Source organism: Lacimonas salitolerans (assembly GCF_042677865.1).
GTDB lineage: Bacteria > Pseudomonadota > Alphaproteobacteria > Rhodobacterales > Rhodobacteraceae > Lutimaribacter > Lutimaribacter salitolerans.
On sequence record NZ_JBHUDD010000160.1, the window covers coordinates 20199 to 38547 of the forward strand.

Annotated in this window: 15 protein-coding genes; 10 read left to right on the forward strand and 5 right to left on the reverse strand. The window is 65.8% G+C overall.

Annotation, left to right across the window (positions count from 1 at the left end):
* Positions 1-47 precede the first annotated feature (47 nt).
* The 6 genes from tsaE to galE are packed head-to-tail and all read left to right on the forward strand — an operon-like array spanning position 48 to position 9588.
* Positions 48-524 (forward strand): tRNA (adenosine(37)-N6)-threonylcarbamoyltransferase complex ATPase subunit type 1 TsaE, encoded by a 477-nt coding sequence (gene tsaE / locus ACFTOW_RS19530; protein WP_379918920.1) that lies wholly within the window; start codon positions 48-50, stop codon positions 522-524.
* Positions 521-1546: an aminoglycoside phosphotransferase family protein gene (locus ACFTOW_RS19535; RefSeq protein WP_379918922.1), complete on the forward strand. Its 1026-nt coding sequence runs from the start codon at positions 521-523 to the stop codon at positions 1544-1546. Before tsaE ends, ACFTOW_RS19535 begins: the two co-directional genes overlap by 4 nt.
* Positions 1522-2211, forward strand: coding sequence for a nucleotidyltransferase family protein (locus ACFTOW_RS19540; RefSeq protein ID WP_379918924.1), 690 nt, complete (start codon positions 1522-1524; stop codon positions 2209-2211). The genes ACFTOW_RS19535 and ACFTOW_RS19540 overlap by 25 nt, the downstream gene beginning before the upstream one ends.
* On the forward strand, positions 2204-5134 hold the full coding sequence (addB, locus tag ACFTOW_RS19545) for a double-strand break repair protein AddB (RefSeq protein WP_379918926.1): 2931 nt from the start codon (positions 2204-2206) through the stop codon (positions 5132-5134). Before ACFTOW_RS19540 ends, addB begins: the two co-directional genes overlap by 8 nt.
* The gene (gene addA, locus ACFTOW_RS19550; protein WP_379918928.1) at positions 5131-8514 is read left to right on the forward strand and encodes a double-strand break repair helicase AddA; all 3384 of its coding nucleotides are present in this window, start codon (positions 5131-5133) and stop codon (positions 8512-8514) included. Before addB ends, addA begins: the two co-directional genes overlap by 4 nt.
* A gap of 57 nt (positions 8515-8571) precedes the next feature.
* Positions 8572-9588: a UDP-glucose 4-epimerase GalE gene (gene galE / locus ACFTOW_RS19555; protein ID WP_379918930.1), complete on the forward strand. Its 1017-nt coding sequence runs from the start codon at positions 8572-8574 to the stop codon at positions 9586-9588.
* Here the strand turns inward: galE and ACFTOW_RS19560 are convergent.
* Both ACFTOW_RS19560 and ACFTOW_RS19565 read right to left on the reverse strand, forming a co-directional pair.
* A complete protein-coding gene (locus tag ACFTOW_RS19560) occupies positions 9573-10217 on the reverse strand; it encodes a sugar transferase (RefSeq protein ID WP_379918932.1) in 645 nt (214 codons plus the stop codon). The genes galE and ACFTOW_RS19560 overlap by 16 nt on opposite strands.
* On the reverse strand, positions 10214-11047 hold the full coding sequence (locus tag ACFTOW_RS19565) for an NAD-dependent epimerase/dehydratase family protein (RefSeq protein WP_379918934.1): 834 nt from the start codon (positions 11045-11047) through the stop codon (positions 10214-10216). Before ACFTOW_RS19565 ends, ACFTOW_RS19560 begins: the two co-directional genes overlap by 4 nt.
* 107 nt (positions 11048-11154) lie before the next feature.
* Here ACFTOW_RS19565 and ACFTOW_RS19570 point away from each other — a divergent pair, with 107 nt between their 5' ends.
* On the forward strand, positions 11155-12264 hold the full coding sequence (locus ACFTOW_RS19570; protein WP_379918936.1) for a polysaccharide biosynthesis/export family protein: 1110 nt from the start codon (positions 11155-11157) through the stop codon (positions 12262-12264).
* 50 nt (positions 12265-12314) lie between these two features.
* Here the strand turns inward: ACFTOW_RS19570 and glmM are convergent, their stop codons facing one another.
* The gene (gene glmM, locus ACFTOW_RS19575) at positions 12315-13655 is read right to left on the reverse strand and encodes a phosphoglucosamine mutase (protein ID WP_379918938.1); all 1341 of its coding nucleotides are present in this window, start codon (positions 13653-13655) and stop codon (positions 12315-12317) included.
* Between the two features lie 238 nt (positions 13656-13893).
* Between glmM and trxA the strand changes: the two genes are divergently transcribed.
* Entirely contained in the window at positions 13894-14214 is a 321-nt protein-coding gene (gene trxA, locus ACFTOW_RS19580) for a thioredoxin (protein ID WP_379918940.1), read from the forward strand.
* 58 nt (positions 14215-14272) lie between these two features.
* Here the strand turns inward: trxA and ACFTOW_RS19585 are convergent, their stop codons facing one another.
* Entirely contained in the window at positions 14273-15181 is a 909-nt protein-coding gene (locus ACFTOW_RS19585; protein ID WP_379918942.1) for a hypothetical protein, read from the reverse strand.
* Positions 15182-15280: 99 nt separating this feature from the next.
* Between ACFTOW_RS19585 and hslV the strand changes: the two genes are divergently transcribed.
* Together hslV and hslU are read left to right on the forward strand one after the other, a co-directional pair.
* Positions 15281-15841 carry an ATP-dependent protease subunit HslV gene (gene hslV, locus ACFTOW_RS19590; RefSeq protein ID WP_379918944.1) on the forward strand — a complete coding sequence of 187 codons (561 nt, stop codon included), beginning with the start codon at positions 15281-15283 and terminating at the stop codon, positions 15839-15841.
* Positions 15842-15901: 60 nt separating this feature from the next.
* Positions 15902-17206 (forward strand): ATP-dependent protease ATPase subunit HslU, encoded by a 1305-nt coding sequence (hslU, locus tag ACFTOW_RS19595; RefSeq protein ID WP_379918946.1) that lies wholly within the window; start codon positions 15902-15904, stop codon positions 17204-17206.
* 16 nt (positions 17207-17222) lie between these two features.
* On the opposite strand, the gene ACFTOW_RS19600 is transcribed toward hslU, so the two are convergent.
* Positions 17223-18269, reverse strand: a complete 1047-nt coding sequence (locus ACFTOW_RS19600; protein ID WP_379918948.1) for a dipeptidase — start codon at positions 18267-18269, stop codon at positions 17223-17225.
* Between the last annotated feature and the right edge of the window lie 80 nt (positions 18270-18349).

The window sequence follows — 18349 nt, forward strand, 5'->3', positions numbered from 1 at the left end:
CCGCCAAACCCGCTTGCAGCTACAGGCAGTCACGTTACTGTCGCGCCATGCCTGACGACATCACCCATCACCATGACCTGCACAGCCCCGACGCCACCGCCGATCTGGCCGCACGGCTGGGCGCGCGGTTGCGCGCAGGCGATGTGCTGCTGCTGGAAGGGCCGATCGGGGCAGGCAAGACGCATTTCGCCCGCGCGCTGATCCAGTCGCTGCTGTCGGTGCCCGAGGATGTGCCCTCGCCCACCTTCACGCTTGTGCAGGTCTATGACGGGCCGGGGGCGGCGATCTGGCACAGCGATCTCTATCGCCTGACCCACCCGGACGAAGTCGCCGAGCTGGGCCTGACCGATGCCTTTGACGACGCGATCTGCCTTGTGGAATGGCCCGACCGGCTGGGCGATCTGGCCCCGAAATCGGCCCTGCACCTGTCTTTCGCACCCGGCGCGCATGATGACGCCCGCCGCCTGACCCTGCGCTGGAGCGATCCGCGCTGGACCGGGCGGATCAAAGGAATTGCCCCATGACCGACCGCGCGGCGCTGGCCCAGGCGTTTCTGGACACGACCGATTGGCGCGGGGGCACGCGCACCCTGCTGGCCGGCGATGCGTCGAACCGCCGGTACGACCGCGTGCATCATCCTGAAACCGGACAGACCGCCGTTCTGATGGATGCCGACCCGGCCAAGGGCGAGGATGTGCGCCCCTTTGTCACCATCGCCCGCCATCTGACCGCACAGGGCCTGAGCGCGCCCAGGATATGGGCCGAGGACCCCGCGCAGGGCTTTTTGCTGATCGAGGATCTGGGCGACGCCCTGTTCGCGCGGGTGGTGATCGCTGAACCGGCGCTGGAACAGACCCTGTATCGCGCCGCCACCGATGTGCTGACCACGCTGCACGCCGCGCCCCTGCCCTCTGGCCTGAAACCCTATGATCCGGCGCTGATGACTCAACTGGCCGGGTTGGCCCATGACTGGTATCTGCGCGGCACGAGCGGCCCGGATGATCGCGCAAAACAGGCGTTTTGCGCTGCGTTCGAGCCGCTTTTGAACCAAGTGACCGACCCCGCCGATGTCCTGATCCAGCGCGATTATCATGCCGAAAACCTGCTGTGGCTGCCGGATCGCGCAGGGGTGGCGCGCGTTGGCCTGCTGGATTTTCAGGATGCGATGCTGGGGCATCGGGCCTATGATCTGGTATCGCTGTTGCAGGACGCGCGGCGCGACGTGCCCCCGGTGATCGAGTCGCAGATGGTCGCGCGTTTCGTGTCCGAGAACGATCTGGACCCGACGGCATTCGATGTCGCCTATGCCGCGCTGGGGGCGCAGCGCAACATGCGTATCCTCGGCGTCTTTGCCCGGCTGTCGCTGCGCGATGGCAAGACCCATTACATCGATCTGATCCCGCGTGTCTGGGATTATCTGATCCGCGATCTGGACCATCCGGCGCTGTCGGATATCCGTGCGCTGGTGCTGGATGCGCTGCCCGAACCCGATGCCACCCTGCTGCAAGGATTGAAAGACCAATGCGGAACGATCCCGAAGCAGTGATGCTGTTTGCCGCCGGGTTCGGCACGCGGATGGGCGTGCTGACCCGCGACCGGCCAAAGCCGCTGATCCCGGTGGCGGGGCGGGCGCTGCTGGATCATGCGCTGGATCTGGTGGCCGATACCGGCCTGCGCCCGGTGGTGAACACGCATTATCTGGGCGACCAGATCGCCGATCATCTGGCGGGGCGGGATGTGGCAATCTCGCACGAATACCCTGATATTCTGGAAACCGGTGGTGGGCTCCGGCAGGCGCTGCCGTTGCTGGGTAACGGGCCGGTTTTTACCCTGAACACCGATGCGGTATGGGACGGGCCGAACCCGTTGACGCTGCTGCGCGATGCCTGGGATGGGGCGCGGATGGATGCGCTGCTGGTCACCGTTCCTGCGCAAAATGCCGTTGGCCACGCTGGAACGGGTGATTTTCTGGCCGATGCGCAGGGGCGGCTGACGCGCGGGCCGGGGCAGATTTACGCCGGAACGCAGATCATCCGCACCGAACTGCTGGCTGACATTCCCGATCGCGCATTCTCGCTCAACCTGCTGTGGGATCGCATGCTGGCGGCGGGGCGCGTTCATGGCCTGTCCTACCCCGGTCGTTGGTGCGATGTCGGCCACCCCGAGGGCATCGCCCTGGCCGAAGCCATGATCGGGGGCCGCGATGTTTGACGCCTCGGACCGTCCTCGGGTCTTTGGTCTGCCGCCCGGCGTGGATTTCCCCGCAGAACTGGTGCGCCGCCTGACCGATGCCCATGCCGATCAGCCGCCCGAGGCGCTGTCGCGCGTGCGGCTGATCGTCAACACCAGCCGCATGGCGCGGCGCATCACCGACCTGTTCGCCCATGGCCCTGCCCGCCTGCTGCCCCGAATCGAGCTGGTGACCGACCTGCCCGAGGCGCGGCTGCTGCGTGGTATCCCGCCCGCCGTGCCGCCCCTGCGCCGCCGTCTGGAGATCACGCGGCTGGTCGCGGGCCTGCTGGATCAGGCCCCCGATCTGGCCCCGCGTGCGGCATTGTATGACCTGTCGGACTCGCTCGCCGCCCTGATGGATGAAATGCATGGCGAGGGTGTGTCGCCGCAGGTTCTCTATGATCTGGACGTGTCGAACCATTCCGAGCACTGGGCGCGGTCGCTGCGGTTTCTGCAGATCGTTCAGCACTATTTCGACCGCGCGGGCGAGGCCCCGGATGTGGAAACCCGCCAACGCCTTGTGGTCGCGGCTTTGGGCAAGCTTTGGGACACTGAGCCACCGCAAGGGCCGGTCATACTGGCAGGCTCGACCGGGTCGCGCGGCACCACGATGTTGCTGATGCAGGCGGTGGCGCGACTGCCGCAGGGGGCCATCGTGCTGCCGGGCTATGATTTCGACATGAGCGCGGACACATGGGCCGATCTGGACGATGCCCTGACCGCCGAGGATCACCCGCAATACCGCTTTCGCGCGCTGATGCACCGGCTGGGGATCGGCCCCGGCGACGTCAGGCGCTGGACCGGGACAACGCCGCCGAACCCGGCGCGCAACCGGCTGGTGTCGCTGGCGCTGCGCCCTGCTCCGGTGACCGACCGCTGGCTGGCCGAGGGGCCGGATCTTGGCCCGCTGACTCCCGCCTTTGACGGTGTGACCCTGCTTGAGGCGCCATCGCAACGCGACGAGGCGCTGGCGATCGCCATGCGGCTGCGACAGGCCGCCGAGGAAGGGATCACCGCTGCGCTGATCACGCCCGACCGGATGCTGACCCGGCAGGTGACGGCGGCGCTGGATCGCTGGGGCATCCTGCCCGATGACAGCGCCGGCACGCCGCTGCAACTAACGCCGCCGGGGCGGTTTCTGCGGCTTGTTGCGGCTCTGTTTCACCGCAAATCGGATGCGGCGGCGTTGGTGGCGCTGTTGAAACACCCGCTGACGCACACCGGCAGCCATCGGGGCAATCACCTGCGCTGGACGCATGAGCTGGAGCTGTATCTGCGCAAGAAGGGCCTGCCACATCCGTCGGTCACGGATTTGCAGGGCTTTGCCGAAAGGCACGACGGTGCGGGTGATTGGGCCGCGTGGATCGCTGACTGCCTGACAGGGCAACAGGACGGCGCAGAGTTGCCTTTGGCCGAGCATGTTTCGCGGCATCTGGCGCTGGCCGCCCGCATTGCACAAGGGCCAGAGGGGGTGGGTCACGGCGATCTGTGGGGCGAAAAGCCCGGTCGCGAGGCGTTGAAGGCCGTGACCGAGTTGCAGACCGAGGCCGAGGCGGGCGGCCCGATGGGGCCTGCCGATTATGCGGCTCTGTTCAACGCGATCCTGCAACGGGGCGAGGTGCGCGAGCGTGACGCGCCGCACCCGCGCATCCTGATCTGGGGCACGCTTGAGGCGCGGGTGCAGGGGGCCGACCTGCTGATCCTGGGCGGTCTGAACGAGGGCACATGGCCCGAAATGCCCGCGCCCGATCCCTGGCTGAACCGGCAGATGCGCCATGATGCGGGTCTGTTGCTGCCCGAACGGCGGATCGGCCTGTCAGCGCATGATTTCCAGCAAGCGATTGCCGCGCCACAGGTCTGGCTGACCCGGTCGATCCGGTCGGACGACGCGCAGACCGTGCCGTCGCGCTGGCTGAACCGGCTGCTGAACCTGACCGGCGGATTACGCGATCAGGGCGGCGACGCGGCGATTGCCGAGGCGCGGGCGCGCGGGGCCGATTGGCTGGACCTGACCCGCGCGCTGGAGGAACCGGGGCAGACGCCCCCGGCGCACCGCCCTGCCCCGCGCCCGCCGCTGGACGCGCGGCCAAGGCAGTTGTCGGTCACCGAAATCAAGCGGCTGGTGCGCGACCCTTATGCGATCTATGCCAAGCACGTGCTGCGCCTGCGTCCGCTGGACCCGCTGATGCGCGCACCGGATGCCCTGCTGCGCGGGATCGTCATTCACGAAGTGCTGGAGAAATTCGTCAAGGGTGTGACCCAGCATGACGCCCCCCTGACGCCCGAAGCCCTGATGCAGATAACCGAGACTGTTCTGGCCCAGAACGTGCCCTGGCCTGACACGCGTGCGCTGTGGCACGCGCGGTTGCAACGCGTGTCGGACTGGTTCGTTACCTCTGAATCCGCGCGGCTGGCCACGGCGCAACCCACGGGTTTCGAGATCAAGGGCAGCCATGCCCTGCGCGATCCGGTTTTTACCCTGACCGCAACCGCCGACCGGATCGACCGCGACGATCACGGGCGGTTGCATATCTATGATTACAAGACCGGCGCGCTACCCTCGACCGCGCAGCAGGAGAAGTTCGACAAGCAACTGCTGCTCGAGGCCGCGATGGCCGCCGAGGGCGCGTTTGCCGGGCTTGACCCCGCCCCGGTGGCGCGCGCGCTGTTCATCGGTCTGGGCAGCGATGCCAAGGAAGGGCCTGCCCCGTTGGATAAGCACCCGCCCGCGCGGGTGTGGGAGGAATTCTCGGCGCTGGTTTCCGCTTATCTGGACCCTGAAAAGGGCTTTGCCGCCCGCCGCGCGCTGTTCAAGGAAACCGATGTGTCGGACTATGACCAACTGGCGCGCTTTGGCGAGTGGGACACCACCCAGGACCCCGTGCCAGAGGATCTGGCATGATGCGCGACGATGCCACCACGGCGCAGGTGCGCGCCGCCGATCCGGGCAATTCGACCTGGCTGGCGGCCAATGCCGGGTCGGGCAAGACACGCGTTCTGACCGACCGGGTGGCGCGGCTGCTGCTGGACGGCACGCAGCCGCAGCGCATCTTGTGCCTGACCTATACCAAGGCCGCCGCCAGCGAGATGCAGAACCGCCTGTTCAGCCGTCTTGGCGAATGGGCGATGCTCCCCGATGCTGCGCTGCGCGACGCCCTGCGCGATCTGGGGCAGGACGGGCCGTTCGATCAGGCGCGGCTGGGGCAGGCGCGCACGTTGTTTGCCCGCGCGATCGAAACGCCAGGGGGTCTGAAGATCCAGACAATCCACAGCTTTTGCGCCGCGATCCTGCGCCGCTTTCCGCTGGAGGCCGAGGTCAGCCCCGGTTTCGCCGAGATGGAGGACCGCGCCGCCGCCCTGCTGCGCGCCGAGATTGTGCAGGACATGGCCGATGGCGCAGATGCAGGTGTGGTGCAGCGGCTGGCGCTGCAACTGTCCGACCCGGATTTCGCGCCGATAACAGGCTCTGTCGTGGCCCGACGCGGGGTTTTTGCACAGGCTCTGGGGCGTGATGACATTGCGCAGGCGGTGGGTTTGCCAGCCGGGTTTGGCGCCGACGATCTGTTGGCCCGTGTGTTTCTGGGGGATGAGGTCGATCTGCTGCACACGCTGCGCGGCGCGTTGGCAGGTGGCTCGTCAAACGATCTCAAGGCGCTGGAAAAGCTGCAAGCCATCAGCACGCCGGGCCTGTCCAGCCTGCCGGTGCTTGAGGATGTGTTCCTGACCGGCGCGAGCGCGAAAGAGCCGTTTTCCGCCAAGATCGGGTCTTTTCCGACCAAGGCCACCGCCAGGACGATCGCCGACGCCATGCCACGGATTGAAAACTGGATGGCGCGGGTCGAGGAGTCGCGCGACCTGCGGCTGGCGCTGGATCTGGTCGAGAAAACCGCCACCCTGCATGATTTCGCCGCGGCCTTCCTGCCGCGCTATGCGGCGCGCAAACAGGCACTCGGCTGGCTGGATTTCGACGATCTGATCCTCAAGGCGCGCGACCTGCTGACCGATCCGGGGGTCGCGGCCTGGGTTCTGTACCGGCTGGATGGCGGGATCGACCACATTCTGGTGGACGAGGCGCAGGATACCAGCCCCGACCAATGGCGCGTGATCGAGCTGCTGGCGCAGGAATTCACCGCCGGTCAGGGCGCGCGGGCCGATGTGGCACGCACGATCTTTGTCGTCGGCGACAAGAAACAGTCGATCTATTCGTTTCAGGGCGCCGACCCGCGCGAGTTTGACCGCATGCAGGCCGAATTCGGTCAAAGGTTGACGCAGGCGGGGCAGGCTCTGGTGTCATCTTCGCTCGAATACTCGTTCCGGTCCGCCGATCCGATCCTGCGGCTGGTGGACGAGACATTCACGGGCCGCGACAACTCGGGCTTTCCGCTGGGCAACCGGCACCGCGCGTTCAAGGACCGCATGCCGGGGCGCGTCGATCTGTGGCCGCCCATCGCGCCGGTCAAGCAGGCGGATGACGGCGCATGGCACGATCCGGTCGATCTGCTGTCCGAGGATCATCATACCAAGCAGATGGCCCGCCGCATCGCCGAACAGATCAGGCAGATGCTGGCCAGTGCCACGATTCCGCAGGAGATCGGCCGCAGCGGTGATTTTGGCCAACGACCGGTGCGGGCAGGCGACATCCTGATCCTTGTGCAACGCCGGTCGGACCTGTTTGCCGAGATCATCCGCGCCTGCAAGGAGGCCGGGTTGCCCATCGCCGGGGCGGACCGGCTTAAGGTCGGTGCGGAACTGGCGGTACGCGATCTGGCGGCGCTGCTGTCGTTTCTGGATCTGGCCGAGGATGATCTGTCGCTGGCCGTGGCGCTGAAATCGCCTCTGCTGGGTTGGGGCGAACAGGCACTGTTCGACCTGTCGCATCGTCGCGGCAAGCGGTATCTGTGGCAGGCCCTGCGGGACCGGCAGGCGGAGTTTCCCGAAACCTTTGCCATCCTGTCAGACCTGCGCGGGCAGACGGATTTTCTGCGGCCCTTCGATCTGATCGAACGTATCCTGACCCGTCATAATGGCCGCCGCCGCCTGCTGGCGCGGCTTGGCCCCGAGGCCGAGGATGGCATCAACGCCTTTCTGGCACAGGCGCTGGCCTACGAGCGGAACGAGGTGCCCTCGCTCACCGGGTTCCTGCAATGGATGGAAACCGACGATCTTGAGATCAAGCGCCAGATGGACAGCGCGGGCGACCGCATCCGCGTGATGACGGTGCATGGCGCCAAGGGGCTGGAAGCGCCGATCGTGATCCTGCCCGACACCGCCAGGCGCGACATCCGGTTCAACGATGGTTTTCTGGTGCATCGCAATCAGGCGCTGTGGCGGGTGCGTCAGGATCAGATGCCGCAGATGGCGCGCAACATGCGCGAGGCGCTGAAAGACAGCCAGAAGGCCGAGCGCGACCGCCTGCTGTATGTTGCCATGACCCGGGCCGAGACATGGCTGATCATGGGCGCGGCGGGCGATCTGGGCAAGGATGGTGACGCCTGGTACGATCAGGTCGCCGCCGGGATGGCCCATTGCGGGCAGGTCGATCACGATTTCGGCTTTGGCGTGGGCAAGCGGTTGGAAAGCGGCGATTGGGCCGCACCGGTGGTGGCGGCCGATGCGCCTGTGGCGTCCGATACGCCCGCCCTGCCCGTTCTGTTCACTCGCCCTGCGCCTGAAGCGCCCATTGGGTTGCAGATCGTCAGCCCCTCGGATCTGGGCGGGGCCAAGGCGCTGCCGGGGGATGCCGGGCAGGACGAGGAGGCCGCCAAACGGCTGGGTCGTCAGATACACCTGTTGCTGGAGCATCTGCCCACGGTGCCGCAAGACGACTGGCCAGACAGCGCCCGCCTGATCCTTGGGAATGGCGCGGACCGGGCCGAAGAGGCCGCGTTCCATTCAATCTACGCCCATGCGGCAAAGGTTCTGTCCGCGCCCGATCTGGCCCATATCCTTGCCCCCGGCACGCTGGCCGAGGTGCCGTTGGTCGCGGCGCTGGACGGCACAAGAACCCTGAGCGGGGTCGTGGATCGGCTGGTGATCGACCCGGACTCGGTGCTGGTGGTCGACTTCAAATCCAACGCGACCGTTCCCGACCATCCCGAGCAGGTGCCCGAGGGCGTTTTGCGCCAGCTTGGGGCCTATGCCCAGGCGCTGCGCGCGATCTATCCGGGGCGACGGGTGGACACGGCCGTTCTGTGGACCGCAGAGGCCAGGCTGATGACCGTGCCCGAAACACTGACTTCGGCCGCCCTGACCCGGTTTTTGCAGACGGACACCGCAGGTTGATATTGGCCCGTTACACGATTGCGGCTATCAAGCGCGCAGGCAAACCGGGGTAAGGTCATGCGTGTATTGGTAACAGGCGGTGCGGGCTACATCGGGTCGCACACCATCGTTGAACTGCTGGCGCGGGGGCACGAGGTCTGCGTGGTGGACAATTTCGACAATTCCTCGCCGCTTGTTCTGGATCGCATCCGCGAATTGACCAACCGCGATTTCACCTTTCACGAGGCGGATGTGCGCGACACCGGGGCGATGTCGGTGATCCTGCAAGAGTTCGGTGCAGATGCGGTGATCCATTTCGCCGGCCTCAAGGCGGTGGGCGAGTCCGAGAAAGAGCCGCTGCGCTATTTCGACGTGAATAACGGTGGAACAGTGTCTCTTTTGCAGGCGATGGATGCGGCTGGCTGCGCCCGGATCGTATTTTCATCCTCGGCCACGGTCTATGGTGAGCCGGTGTACCTGCCGTTCGATGAAAACCACCCCTGCGCGCCCTCCAATGTCTATGGCCGCACCAAGCATGTGGCCGAATCCATTTTGCGCGACTGGCAGCATGCCAACCCCGACGCCTCGGTCGTGCTGCTGCGGTACTTCAACCCGGTGGGCGCGCATCCCTCGGGCCGGATCGGAGAGGACCCGCGCGATATTCCCAACAACCTGATGCCGTTCGTGGCGCAGGTGGCAGTGGGGCGGCGGGACAGGCTGTCGGTGTTTGGCGATGACTATGACACGCATGATGGCACCGGCGTGCGCGACTATATCCATGTGGTCGATCTGGCGCGGGCGCATATCGCGGCGCTGGACCATGCCGCCGAAAAAAGCGGCGCGCAGGCTTTCAACATCGGCACCGGGCAGGGCTATTCGGTGCTGGACATGGTGGCGGCATTCTCGCGCGCGTCGGGGCGCGACATTCCTTATGAAATCGTGCCGCGCCGCGCTGGTGACATCGGCACCTCGCTGGCTGATCCGGCGCTGGCCAACACGGTTCTGGGATGGCGCGCCACCCATGATCTGGACGATATGTGCGCCAGCACATGGGCCTGGCAATCGGCCAACCCGAACGGTTACGGGTCGGGCTGACGCGCGCGGCGACCCTGCACGCCGGGCGCCCATGAGCGGAACACCGTGGCGACCATCAGCCGGAAATCGGCGCAAATGTTGCGGCGGCGGGCATAGATCAGGTCAAGCGCCGCCTTGCGCGGGACGCAACGGCGGACATAGGTGTCCTCGGTCTGCGCGGCGGTCTGGCAGTCGTGCAAAAGCCGCTCTTCGGTGCGGTGATAGACCAGCGTGGCAAGACCGGTGATGCCCGGCCGACTTTGCAGAACATCGGCATAAAGGTCCGGGCACAGCTCGACATAGCGGCGCAGCGGGGGGCGCGGGCCGACAAAGCTGAGATCGCCGCGAAACACGTTCCACAGTTGCGGCAATTCATCCAGCCGCGCACGGCGCAGGATGTGGCCGGTGCGCGTGATGCGGTCGGCCTTGTCCCCGCCCGAGACACCGGAGTCGGTATCGACCACCCGCATGGTGCGGAATTTCCAAAGGTTGAAGGCGCGGTCGGGCGTGCGCATCCGCTCGGAGATATACAGGACCGGGCGGCCATCGGTCACCAGAATGGCGATGATCACGGCGATGATCACGGGCAGCAGAACCAGCGTCAGAAACACCACCGCGCCCAGATCGAAGATACGCTTCATCGGCGTCATGCGGCAGACCCCGCAAACAGGGCTGCATCGGCCAGCAGCGTGGCCGGATCGGTCGGACCGGGGTCAACGATGCGGCGCAGGCGCGACAGATCCAGAGCCACGGTATGACCCTGATGACCGGCATCGCGCCAGATCAGTCGCCGGTCGGCGGCACGCACCAGATCGGCCATGTCGATCACGCCCGCGTTGGCGACGTTCACCACCTCGGGCAGATCGGCCCGCGGGCAGGCCAGCAGCGCCTGCACCACCCGCCCCAGCGTTGCGTGATCCAGATAGCTGCGGCGCGGACCATGGCCGTCGGCAAAGCGGTCCATGGTGACCGGCCCGCCCCTGGCGATCGAGGCAAAGACGCTGTCGGCCCCGGCCACGTTGCCGATGCGCAGCGCGCAGGCGGCGGGTCCATCCGCATGGTCGGTGCACCATTCGTGCAACGCCTGCTCCATCGCCAGTTTCGCCGTGCCATAGGGGTTTGACGGGTTGGCCGCGTCTTCGGGCCGGGGGGCGGGATCAGGGACATAAACGGCGGCTGACGAGCAATGCAGCACGCGGTCCGCGCCCAGTGCGGCCCCCAGGTCCTGCGCGGCCAAGGCCAGAGCCGCGTTTTCAGTCAGATCACCAGCCCCTGGCACCACGCCCCACAGGGCCACGATGGCGGACACCTGCGCAGGCCCCGGCCACGGCTGCCCCGGTGACCAGACCAGATCGGCCCCCGGCGCGCGCGCCTGCCACAGCACATTCCTTGCCTCGCGCCACTGATGCCGCAATGCGCGCCCCAGCCGCCCGTTGCCGCCCAGCACCAGAATGATCCCCGGTCGCATCAATCGCGTCACTCTCCCCCGGTTTTTCCGCCAATCTCCGAATTTCGGGCTGTTTATCACCGCCGCCGGTCTGTAGAAAGCTGACAATTGCGATACGCTAAATTGCTCGGAGGGTCGGAATGCAACGTCTTGGAAGGTATCTTTTCCTGATACTGGTCGTGGCGCTTGTATCCGCCTGCACCCTGCCGCGCGGTGCTGCCCTGACGGGCGAAGTTCTGCGCGAGCGTGACAGGGACAACCCCACCTTTGCCGTGGTGCCCGTGACACGGGACAACGTTGCGCAACTGGCCACATGGCCGGTCACCGGGTGGTCGGGCAGCTATCACTGGCTGAACGGCACGCGCGGCCCCGAAAGCAACGTGATCCGCGTCGGCGACAAGATGAAACTGGTGATCTGGGACAGCAACGAAAACTCGCTGCTGGCCCCGGAAGGCGCGAAAACCGTCAATCTCGAAGAGATGGTTGTATCCCCAACCGGCGCGATCTTTGTGCCTTATATCGGCGAAGTCATGGTGCGCAACATGACCGTCACCGACGCGCGTCGCAAAATCCAGGAAGAGCTTGCGCCCAGCGTACCCTCGGTGCAGGTCCAACTGTCCCTCGAGGCGGGCAAGGGAAACTCGATCGATCTGGTTTCGGGCGTGGCGCGCCCCGGCACCTATCCGCTGCCGGACCGCAACAGCACGATCCTGTCGCTGATCGCACAGGGTGGCGGGATATCGGACAGCCTGGCCAACCCGCTGGTGCGGCTTGTCCGCGACGGGCGCAGCTATGAAATCCGGTCGGACCGGCTGTTTTCGACGCCCTCGGCCAATGTGGTTCTGCGCGGGGCCGATCAGGTCATCGTGCAAGAGGATGACCGCTATTTCATGGCGTTGGGTGCCACCGGAAGCGAGCGGCTGGTGCCGTTCGAGCAAGAGCACATCACCGTGCTCGAGGCGCTGTCGATCATCGGCGGGATCAATGAAAGCCGCGCCAACCCCAAGGGCGTGATCATCCTGCGCGAGTATCCCGCGAACATGCTGCGCAGCGATGGCAGCGGCCCGAACATGGCCCAGACGGTGTTCACATTCGACCTGACAACCGCCGACGGGCTGTTTGCCGCGCGCAAGTTCGCCGTGAACCCGAAAGACACCGTTCTGGCCACGGAATCGCCCGTGACGGCCACCCGAACGGTGCTTGGCCTGATCGGGTCGGTCTTTGGTGTGGTGAATACGGTCAGCAACTAGACCGAGGCGCAGCCCCGGGCCTGTCCCGGGGCGCGTCAGTTCTGGCCCGATCAGGTCTCGGACTGGATGGCGGCGGTCACATCGCCCAGAACGCGATCCAGCAGGGCCAGATCGATCGCCTCGCCCATCACGCGGATCAGCGGCTCGGTGCCCGATTTGCGGATCAGCAGACGGCCATTGACGCCCAGATCCTTTTCGCCCTTGGCAATCGCCTCTTGCACGCGATCGACCTCCAGCGGCGTCTTGCCCTGCGCATACCGCAGATTGATCAGCTTTTGCGGCACCGGATCGAACACGCGCATCAGGCGGCTGGCCTTTTGGTCGGTCTCGACCATCGCGGCCAGAAACTGCAGCGCCCCGATCAGCCCGTCGCCGGTGGTTGCGTAATCCGTCATCATGATATGGCCCGACTGCTCACCGCCCAGGTTGAAGCCCCCGGCGCGCATCCGCTCCACCACATAGCGATCGCCCACGGCGGTGCGTTCCAGCCCGATGCCCTTGGAATCCAGGAACCGTTCCAGCCCGAGGTTCGACATCACCGTGGCGACAAGCGCCTTGCCGGCCAGCCGCCCCTCGCCCGCCCAGCGCGCGGCGATCAGGCCCATGATCTGGTCGCCATCCGCGATCCTGCCGGCCTCGTCGATCAGGATCACCCGGTCGGCATCACCGTCCAGGCAGATCCCCAGATCGGCGCGGGTTTCGCGCACCCGGCGCGCGGCATTCTCGGGGTGGGTCGATCCGCAGTCTTCGTTGATGTTGAAGCCGTCGGGCTCGACCCCCATCGGGATCACCTCGGCGCCCAGTTCCCACAACACGGCGGGGGCGGTGCGATACGCGGCCCCGTTGGCGCAATCCAGTACGATACGCAGCCCGTCCAGCCGCTTGCCGCGCGGGAAAGTCGTTTTCGCATATTCCACATAGCGCCCGCGCGCATCCTCGAACCGCTTGGCGCGACCGATGTTCTCGGGGGCCGCCGGGGCCACGCCCTCGACCATCAGGCGCATGATGTTCGCCTCGGCCTCGTCCGACAGCTTGTAGCCATCAGGGCCAAAGAACTTGATCCCGTTGTCGCTGGCCGGGTTGTGACTGGCCGAGATCATCACGCCCAGATCGGCCCGCAGGCTGTTGGTCAGGTATCCCACGGCAGGCGTGGGCACCGGGCCCAGCAGAAACACGTTCATGCCGGTGCTGGTGAACCCGGCGGTCAGCGCGTTTTCGATCATGTAGCCCGACAGGCGCGTGTCCTTGCCAATCACCACGCGATGTTCCTGCTTGTCCTGCCGGAAATGGCGGCCAGCGGCCGCAGCCAGCTTCAGCGCCACCTCGGCTGTCATGGGCCATGTGTTGGCCCGTCCGCGAACCCCGTCGGTGCCGAATAGAGATTTTGACATATCGCCCCCGTTTTCGCCGTACCTGCGCGCATGGTCATAGGCCGATTGCGCGCGCCTGTCCAACATCCGTGTTGCTGACGCCGGGGATGGCACAGATTTCAGACACCTCTGAAACACGCCTTGAGTCCGGGTCAGCGCTCATCATGTCACATCATCGTGCACGTGCGGCCTTCTTGACGCTGTTGGACACGAGGCATACCCTTGAGCGCAACAGACATACGTTCAGGAGAACAATCCAATGGCCACCGTAGCCGTCACCGACGATACATTCGACGCCGAAGTGAAAAATTCCGACATCCCCGTCGTGGTGGATTTCTGGGCCGAATGGTGCGGCCCCTGCAAGCAGATCGGACCATCGCTCGAAGAGCTGTCAACCGAGATGGCTGGCAAGGTCAAGATCGTGAAGGTCGATGTCGACAGCAACCCCAACAGCGCCGCCGCCTTGGGCGTGCGCGGAATTCCTGCGCTGTTCATGTTCAAGGACGGGCAGGTTGTGTCCAACCGCGCAGGTGCCGCGCCCAAGGCCGCCCTGCAAAGCTGGATCGAAGGCGAGCTTTAACCCAAGCTTTCCGTCATGCGCAAAAGGGCGTCCCGTCCCGGGGCGTCCTTTTTTCGTGCTACACAGGCCAGCCCGCCCGGCGCAGGGCGATCGCGATCTGCGCCTCTGCCTCGGGCCGGCCTGCGTTGATCGACATCTCTTGCCAGAACCACCACAGGTAGCCCGCGTAATCCGGGCGCAGCTGGGGCAGGGCGGCATAGGCATCTGCCACCCCCAGTTCGGGCACATTGGCGGCGATGTGGTGGAAATCGACCTGCCCGAACAGGAGGGCGGGCTTTTCAAAGAAATACCCGTTGAACGCCGCGCTGGAGTTCTGCGTGGCGACATAGGCACAGGCGGGCAGGAACCGCTCCATCTGGCCTGTCTCGACGGTTAGGCGGGGGTGGGCGCGGGCCAGCGCGGCCAGCGCATCACGCTCGGGCTGGGAATACGCCTCCTTGGGGTGCAGGGTGGCAACCACAGGGCGCGGATCACGGGCCAGAACCGCTTCGATCATCGCCAGCGGCGACATCGACTGGAACGAGCGGTGCTCCAGCAACCGCCCCTGCAATGGCACGTAGACAAAGCCATCGTCGCGCGCGGTCAGACCGGGAAACAGCCGCTCGCGCCAGCGCCGGGCAAACCCATCCGCCTGCTTGCGCGGCACCTGCGCGGCATCGAAAGGACTGCGCGCCACATGCCACAACCAACGCTCGGCCACAGGCTCGATCCCCCAGAACGGATAATGATAGGCGCGGCGAAAGGTCAGGCCGCGCTCATTCGTGGGCGGGTCCATGTGAAACATCGCATAGCCCCGGCGCAGCGCGGATTTCGCCCGCTCGGTCGCGGTATCGGCGCGGTACTCCACGCGAAACCCCGCCGATTGCACGACGGATGCGATCTTGCCGATGAAATTGTGCTGCCCGGCCTGCGCGCTGCCACGCAGGCCGGGATCAAGATAGAACCGAAGGATGCGCGGCTGCTCCATGGTTTTTGGTAGCGGCGGGTGGTGGGGCGGGCAAGACCCCCGGCCTTGTTCCCCGGCGCGATGACCGCCATATAGGCCTCCAGACAAAGGAGGCCCGCAATGGCAGATGATCAATTCCCCGGCTGGCACGGCACCACCATCGTCGGTGTGCGCAAGGGGGGCCGCGTGGTCGTGGCGGGCGACGGGCAGGTCAGCTTGGGCCAGACCGTGATCAAGGGCAGCGCCCGCAAGGTGCGTCGCCTGTCACCCGGTGGCTATGACGTGGTCGCGGGCTTTGCCGGATCGACCGCCGATGCCTTTACCTTGCTGGAGAGGCTGGAAGCCAAGCTCGAGGCGACGCCCGGCCAGCTTCAGCGCGCGAGCGTGGATCTGGCCAAGGACTGGCGCACCGACAAGTATCTGCAAAAGCTTGAAGCGATGCTGATCGTCACCGACGGCAAGGACATGTACGTGATCACCGGCGCAGGCGATGTTCTGGAGCCTGAACATGACGTGGCCGCCATCGGATCGGGCGGCAATTTCGCCCTTGCCGCCGCGCGCGGCCTGATGGAGGCCGAAGGGCTGGACGCCGAGGCGATCGCCCGCAAGGCGATGGCGATCGCATCCGACATCTGCGTCTACACCAATGGAAACCTGACCGTCGAAACAATCGGTGGCTAAGAATTTTCCAAAATTCTTGGCAAAACTCTTGCAAGAGTTTTGCCCCCGGAAAGGACTGACATGACTGACCTGACCCCCTGCGAGATCGTATCCGAGCTGGATCGCTTCATCATCGGGCAAAAGGATGCCAAGCGTGCCGTGGCCGTGGCGTTGCGAAATCGCTGGCGGCGCAAGCAACTGTCCGACGACCTGCGCGACGAGGTGTATCCCAAGAACATCCTGATGATCGGGCCGACCGGCGTCGGCAAGACCGAGATCAGCCGCCGTCTGGCCAAGCTGGCCCGCGCACCCTTTATCAAGGTCGAGGCGACCAAGTTCACCGAGGTTGGCTATGTCGGGCGGGACGTGGAGCAGATCGTGCGCGATCTGGTCGATGCCTCGATCGCGATGACGCGCGAGCACATGCGCGAGGCTGTGAAATCGCGCGCGCACAAGGCCGCCGAAGAGCGTGTGATCACCGCGATCGCCGGAGAAGACGCCCGCGAAGGCACGCGCGAGATGTTCCGCAAGAAGCTGCTGGCAGGCGAGCTGGACGATACGGTGATCGAACTGGAGATCGCCGATACCTCCAACCCGATGGGGATGATGGATATTCCCGGCCAGCCCGGTCAGGCGGGTATGATGAATCTGGGCGAAATCTTTGGCAAAGCCTTCGGCCAGCGCACCGTCAAACGCAAGCTGACCGTCGCCGAAAGCCATGACGCGCTGATCGCGGAAGAGGCCGACAAGCTGCTGGATGAAGAGGTGGTGAAATCCACGGCCCTGGAAGCGGTCGAACAGAATGGCATCGTGTTTCTGGACGAGATCGACAAGGTCTGTGCCCGCAGTGACGCGCGCGGCGGCGATGTCTCCCGCGAAGGGGTGCAGCGCGACCTGCTGCCGCTGATCGAGGGCACGACCGTGTCCACCAAGCACGGGCCGGTGAAAACCGACCACATCCTGTTCATCGCAAGCGGCGCGTTTCACATCGCCAAACCGTCGGACCTGCTGCCGGAATTACAGGGGCGTCTGCCGATCCGCGTGGAACTGCGCGCGCTGACCGAGGATGATTTCGTGCGCATCCTGACAGAAACCGACAACGCGCTGACCCGGCAATACACCGCCCTGATGGCGACCGAGCAGGTCACGGTGGATTTCACCGATGACGGGATCGCCGCGCTGGCCAAGATCGCCGCCGAGGTGAACCAGGCGGTCGAGAATATCGGCGCGCGGCGGCTGTACACGGTGATGGAGCGTGTGTTCGAAGAGCTGTCCTTCGTGGCGCCTGACAAGGCGGGCGATGCGGTGACTGTGGATGCCGATTTCGTCGAAAAGAACCTGGGCGAACTGACCCGCAACACCGACCTGAGCCGCTACGTGCTGTAGCGACTCGGGCAAGACATCACGGCAGGGTGCGTTCCAGATACCGCAGCCAGTTTTCGTGGCAAAGCTTGTCGATCAGCGCGGCACCATAGCCCGCGTCGCGCATCCGTTGCACGAGGTTGGGCAGGTCGGCGGCGCTGTCCAGCCCTTCGGGCATTGGCGCGCCGTCGAAATCTGACCCAAGGCCGACATGATCCTCGCCGGCCAGCGCGATCATCCGGTCCAGATGCGCCATCGCGTGATCCAGCGCGCCCGCCGCGTCGCGCCGCCCGTCGGGGCGCAGGAACACTGTGCCGAAATTCAGCCCCACCATGCCGTTCGTTTCCCCGATCGCGCGCAACTGGTCATCGGTCAGGTTGCGGGCCGAAGGCGATATGCCATGCGCGTTGGAATGGGTGGCGACCAGTGCCGTGCCCTCATCCGCCACATCATAGAAGCCCTTCATCGTCATGTGGCTGCAATCCACCACCATACGGCGGCGCACGCATTCACGCACAAGCGCCCGCCCCGCATCGGTCAGGCCCGGCCCGGTGTCGCCATCTGACGGGAACCGGAACGGCACGCCATGGGCGAACGCCGTTGGCCGCGACCAGACCGGCCCGATGGATCGCAGGCCCAGATCATACAGAGCATCCAGACCTTCCAGATCGGGCCCGATGCATTCTGCCCCCTCCAGATGCAGCAGCATCGCCATCGGATCGCCCGCATCCCAGGCGCGGCGCAACTCGGCCCCCGTGCGGCACAGCCAGACCTGTCCGGCCGCATCCAGTTCCTGCGCGACGCGGGCCTGCCCCTGCACGATGTCCCATGCCAGTGCGCGATCCATCTGCGGGGGCAGGGGCGTGTCATAGGGCGGATTGTCGAAGATCGCGAGATCCAGCCCCGTCGCCGCATCCAGCGCGAACATGGCAAAGAACCCGCCGCCAAACCTGCCCGCCTTGGCCCGGGGGAGGGTGATGTGCCCCGGCGCCTCGGCGGCAAAGGCGTCGGTGGCCGGGCCGTCGCCCCGCCACAGGCGCAGCAGCGCGTCGTTATGGCCATCGAATATGCGAGGTGTCTGTGTCATGCGGCAAGTCCTGTCTGAGTTTCTCTGACAGTGGCGCAAATCGCGCGGCAGTGCCATGCCGTCTGGTATTCGCCCGATCC

What these genes read in the sequence shown, in the direction of transcription:
- ACFTOW_RS19540 (WP_379918924.1), top strand. Translation starts at nt 1,522, where the DNA reads ATGCGGAACGATCCCGAAGCAGTGATGCTGTTTGCCGCCGGGTTCGGC.
- addB (WP_379918926.1), top strand. Translation starts at nt 2,204, where the DNA reads ATGTTTGACGCCTCGGACCGTCCTCGGGTCTTTGGTCTGCCGCCCGGC.
- hslV (WP_379918944.1), top strand. Translation starts at nt 15,281, where the DNA reads ATGGCAGATGATCAATTCCCCGGCTGGCACGGCACCACCATCGTCGGT.
- ACFTOW_RS19585 (WP_379918942.1), bottom strand. Translation starts at nt 15,181, where the DNA reads ATGGAGCAGCCGCGCATCCTTCGGTTCTATCTTGATCCCGGCCTGCGT.
- trxA (WP_379918940.1), top strand. Translation starts at nt 13,894, where the DNA reads ATGGCCACCGTAGCCGTCACCGACGATACATTCGACGCCGAAGTGAAA.
- ACFTOW_RS19535 (WP_379918922.1), top strand. Translation starts at nt 521, where the DNA reads ATGACCGACCGCGCGGCGCTGGCCCAGGCGTTTCTGGACACGACCGAT.
- tsaE (WP_379918920.1), top strand. Translation starts at nt 48, where the DNA reads ATGCCTGACGACATCACCCATCACCATGACCTGCACAGCCCCGACGCC.
- ACFTOW_RS19560 (WP_379918932.1), bottom strand. Translation starts at nt 10,217, where the DNA reads ATGACGCCGATGAAGCGTATCTTCGATCTGGGCGCGGTGGTGTTTCTG.
- hslU (WP_379918946.1), top strand. Translation starts at nt 15,902, where the DNA reads ATGACTGACCTGACCCCCTGCGAGATCGTATCCGAGCTGGATCGCTTC.
- addA (WP_379918928.1), top strand. Translation starts at nt 5,131, where the DNA reads ATGATGCGCGACGATGCCACCACGGCGCAGGTGCGCGCCGCCGATCCG.
- ACFTOW_RS19570 (WP_379918936.1), top strand. Translation starts at nt 11,155, where the DNA reads ATGCAACGTCTTGGAAGGTATCTTTTCCTGATACTGGTCGTGGCGCTT.
- galE (WP_379918930.1), top strand. Translation starts at nt 8,572, where the DNA reads ATGCGTGTATTGGTAACAGGCGGTGCGGGCTACATCGGGTCGCACACC.
- ACFTOW_RS19600 (WP_379918948.1), bottom strand. Translation starts at nt 18,269, where the DNA reads ATGACACAGACACCTCGCATATTCGATGGCCATAACGACGCGCTGCTG.
- glmM (WP_379918938.1), bottom strand. Translation starts at nt 13,655, where the DNA reads ATGTCAAAATCTCTATTCGGCACCGACGGGGTTCGCGGACGGGCCAAC.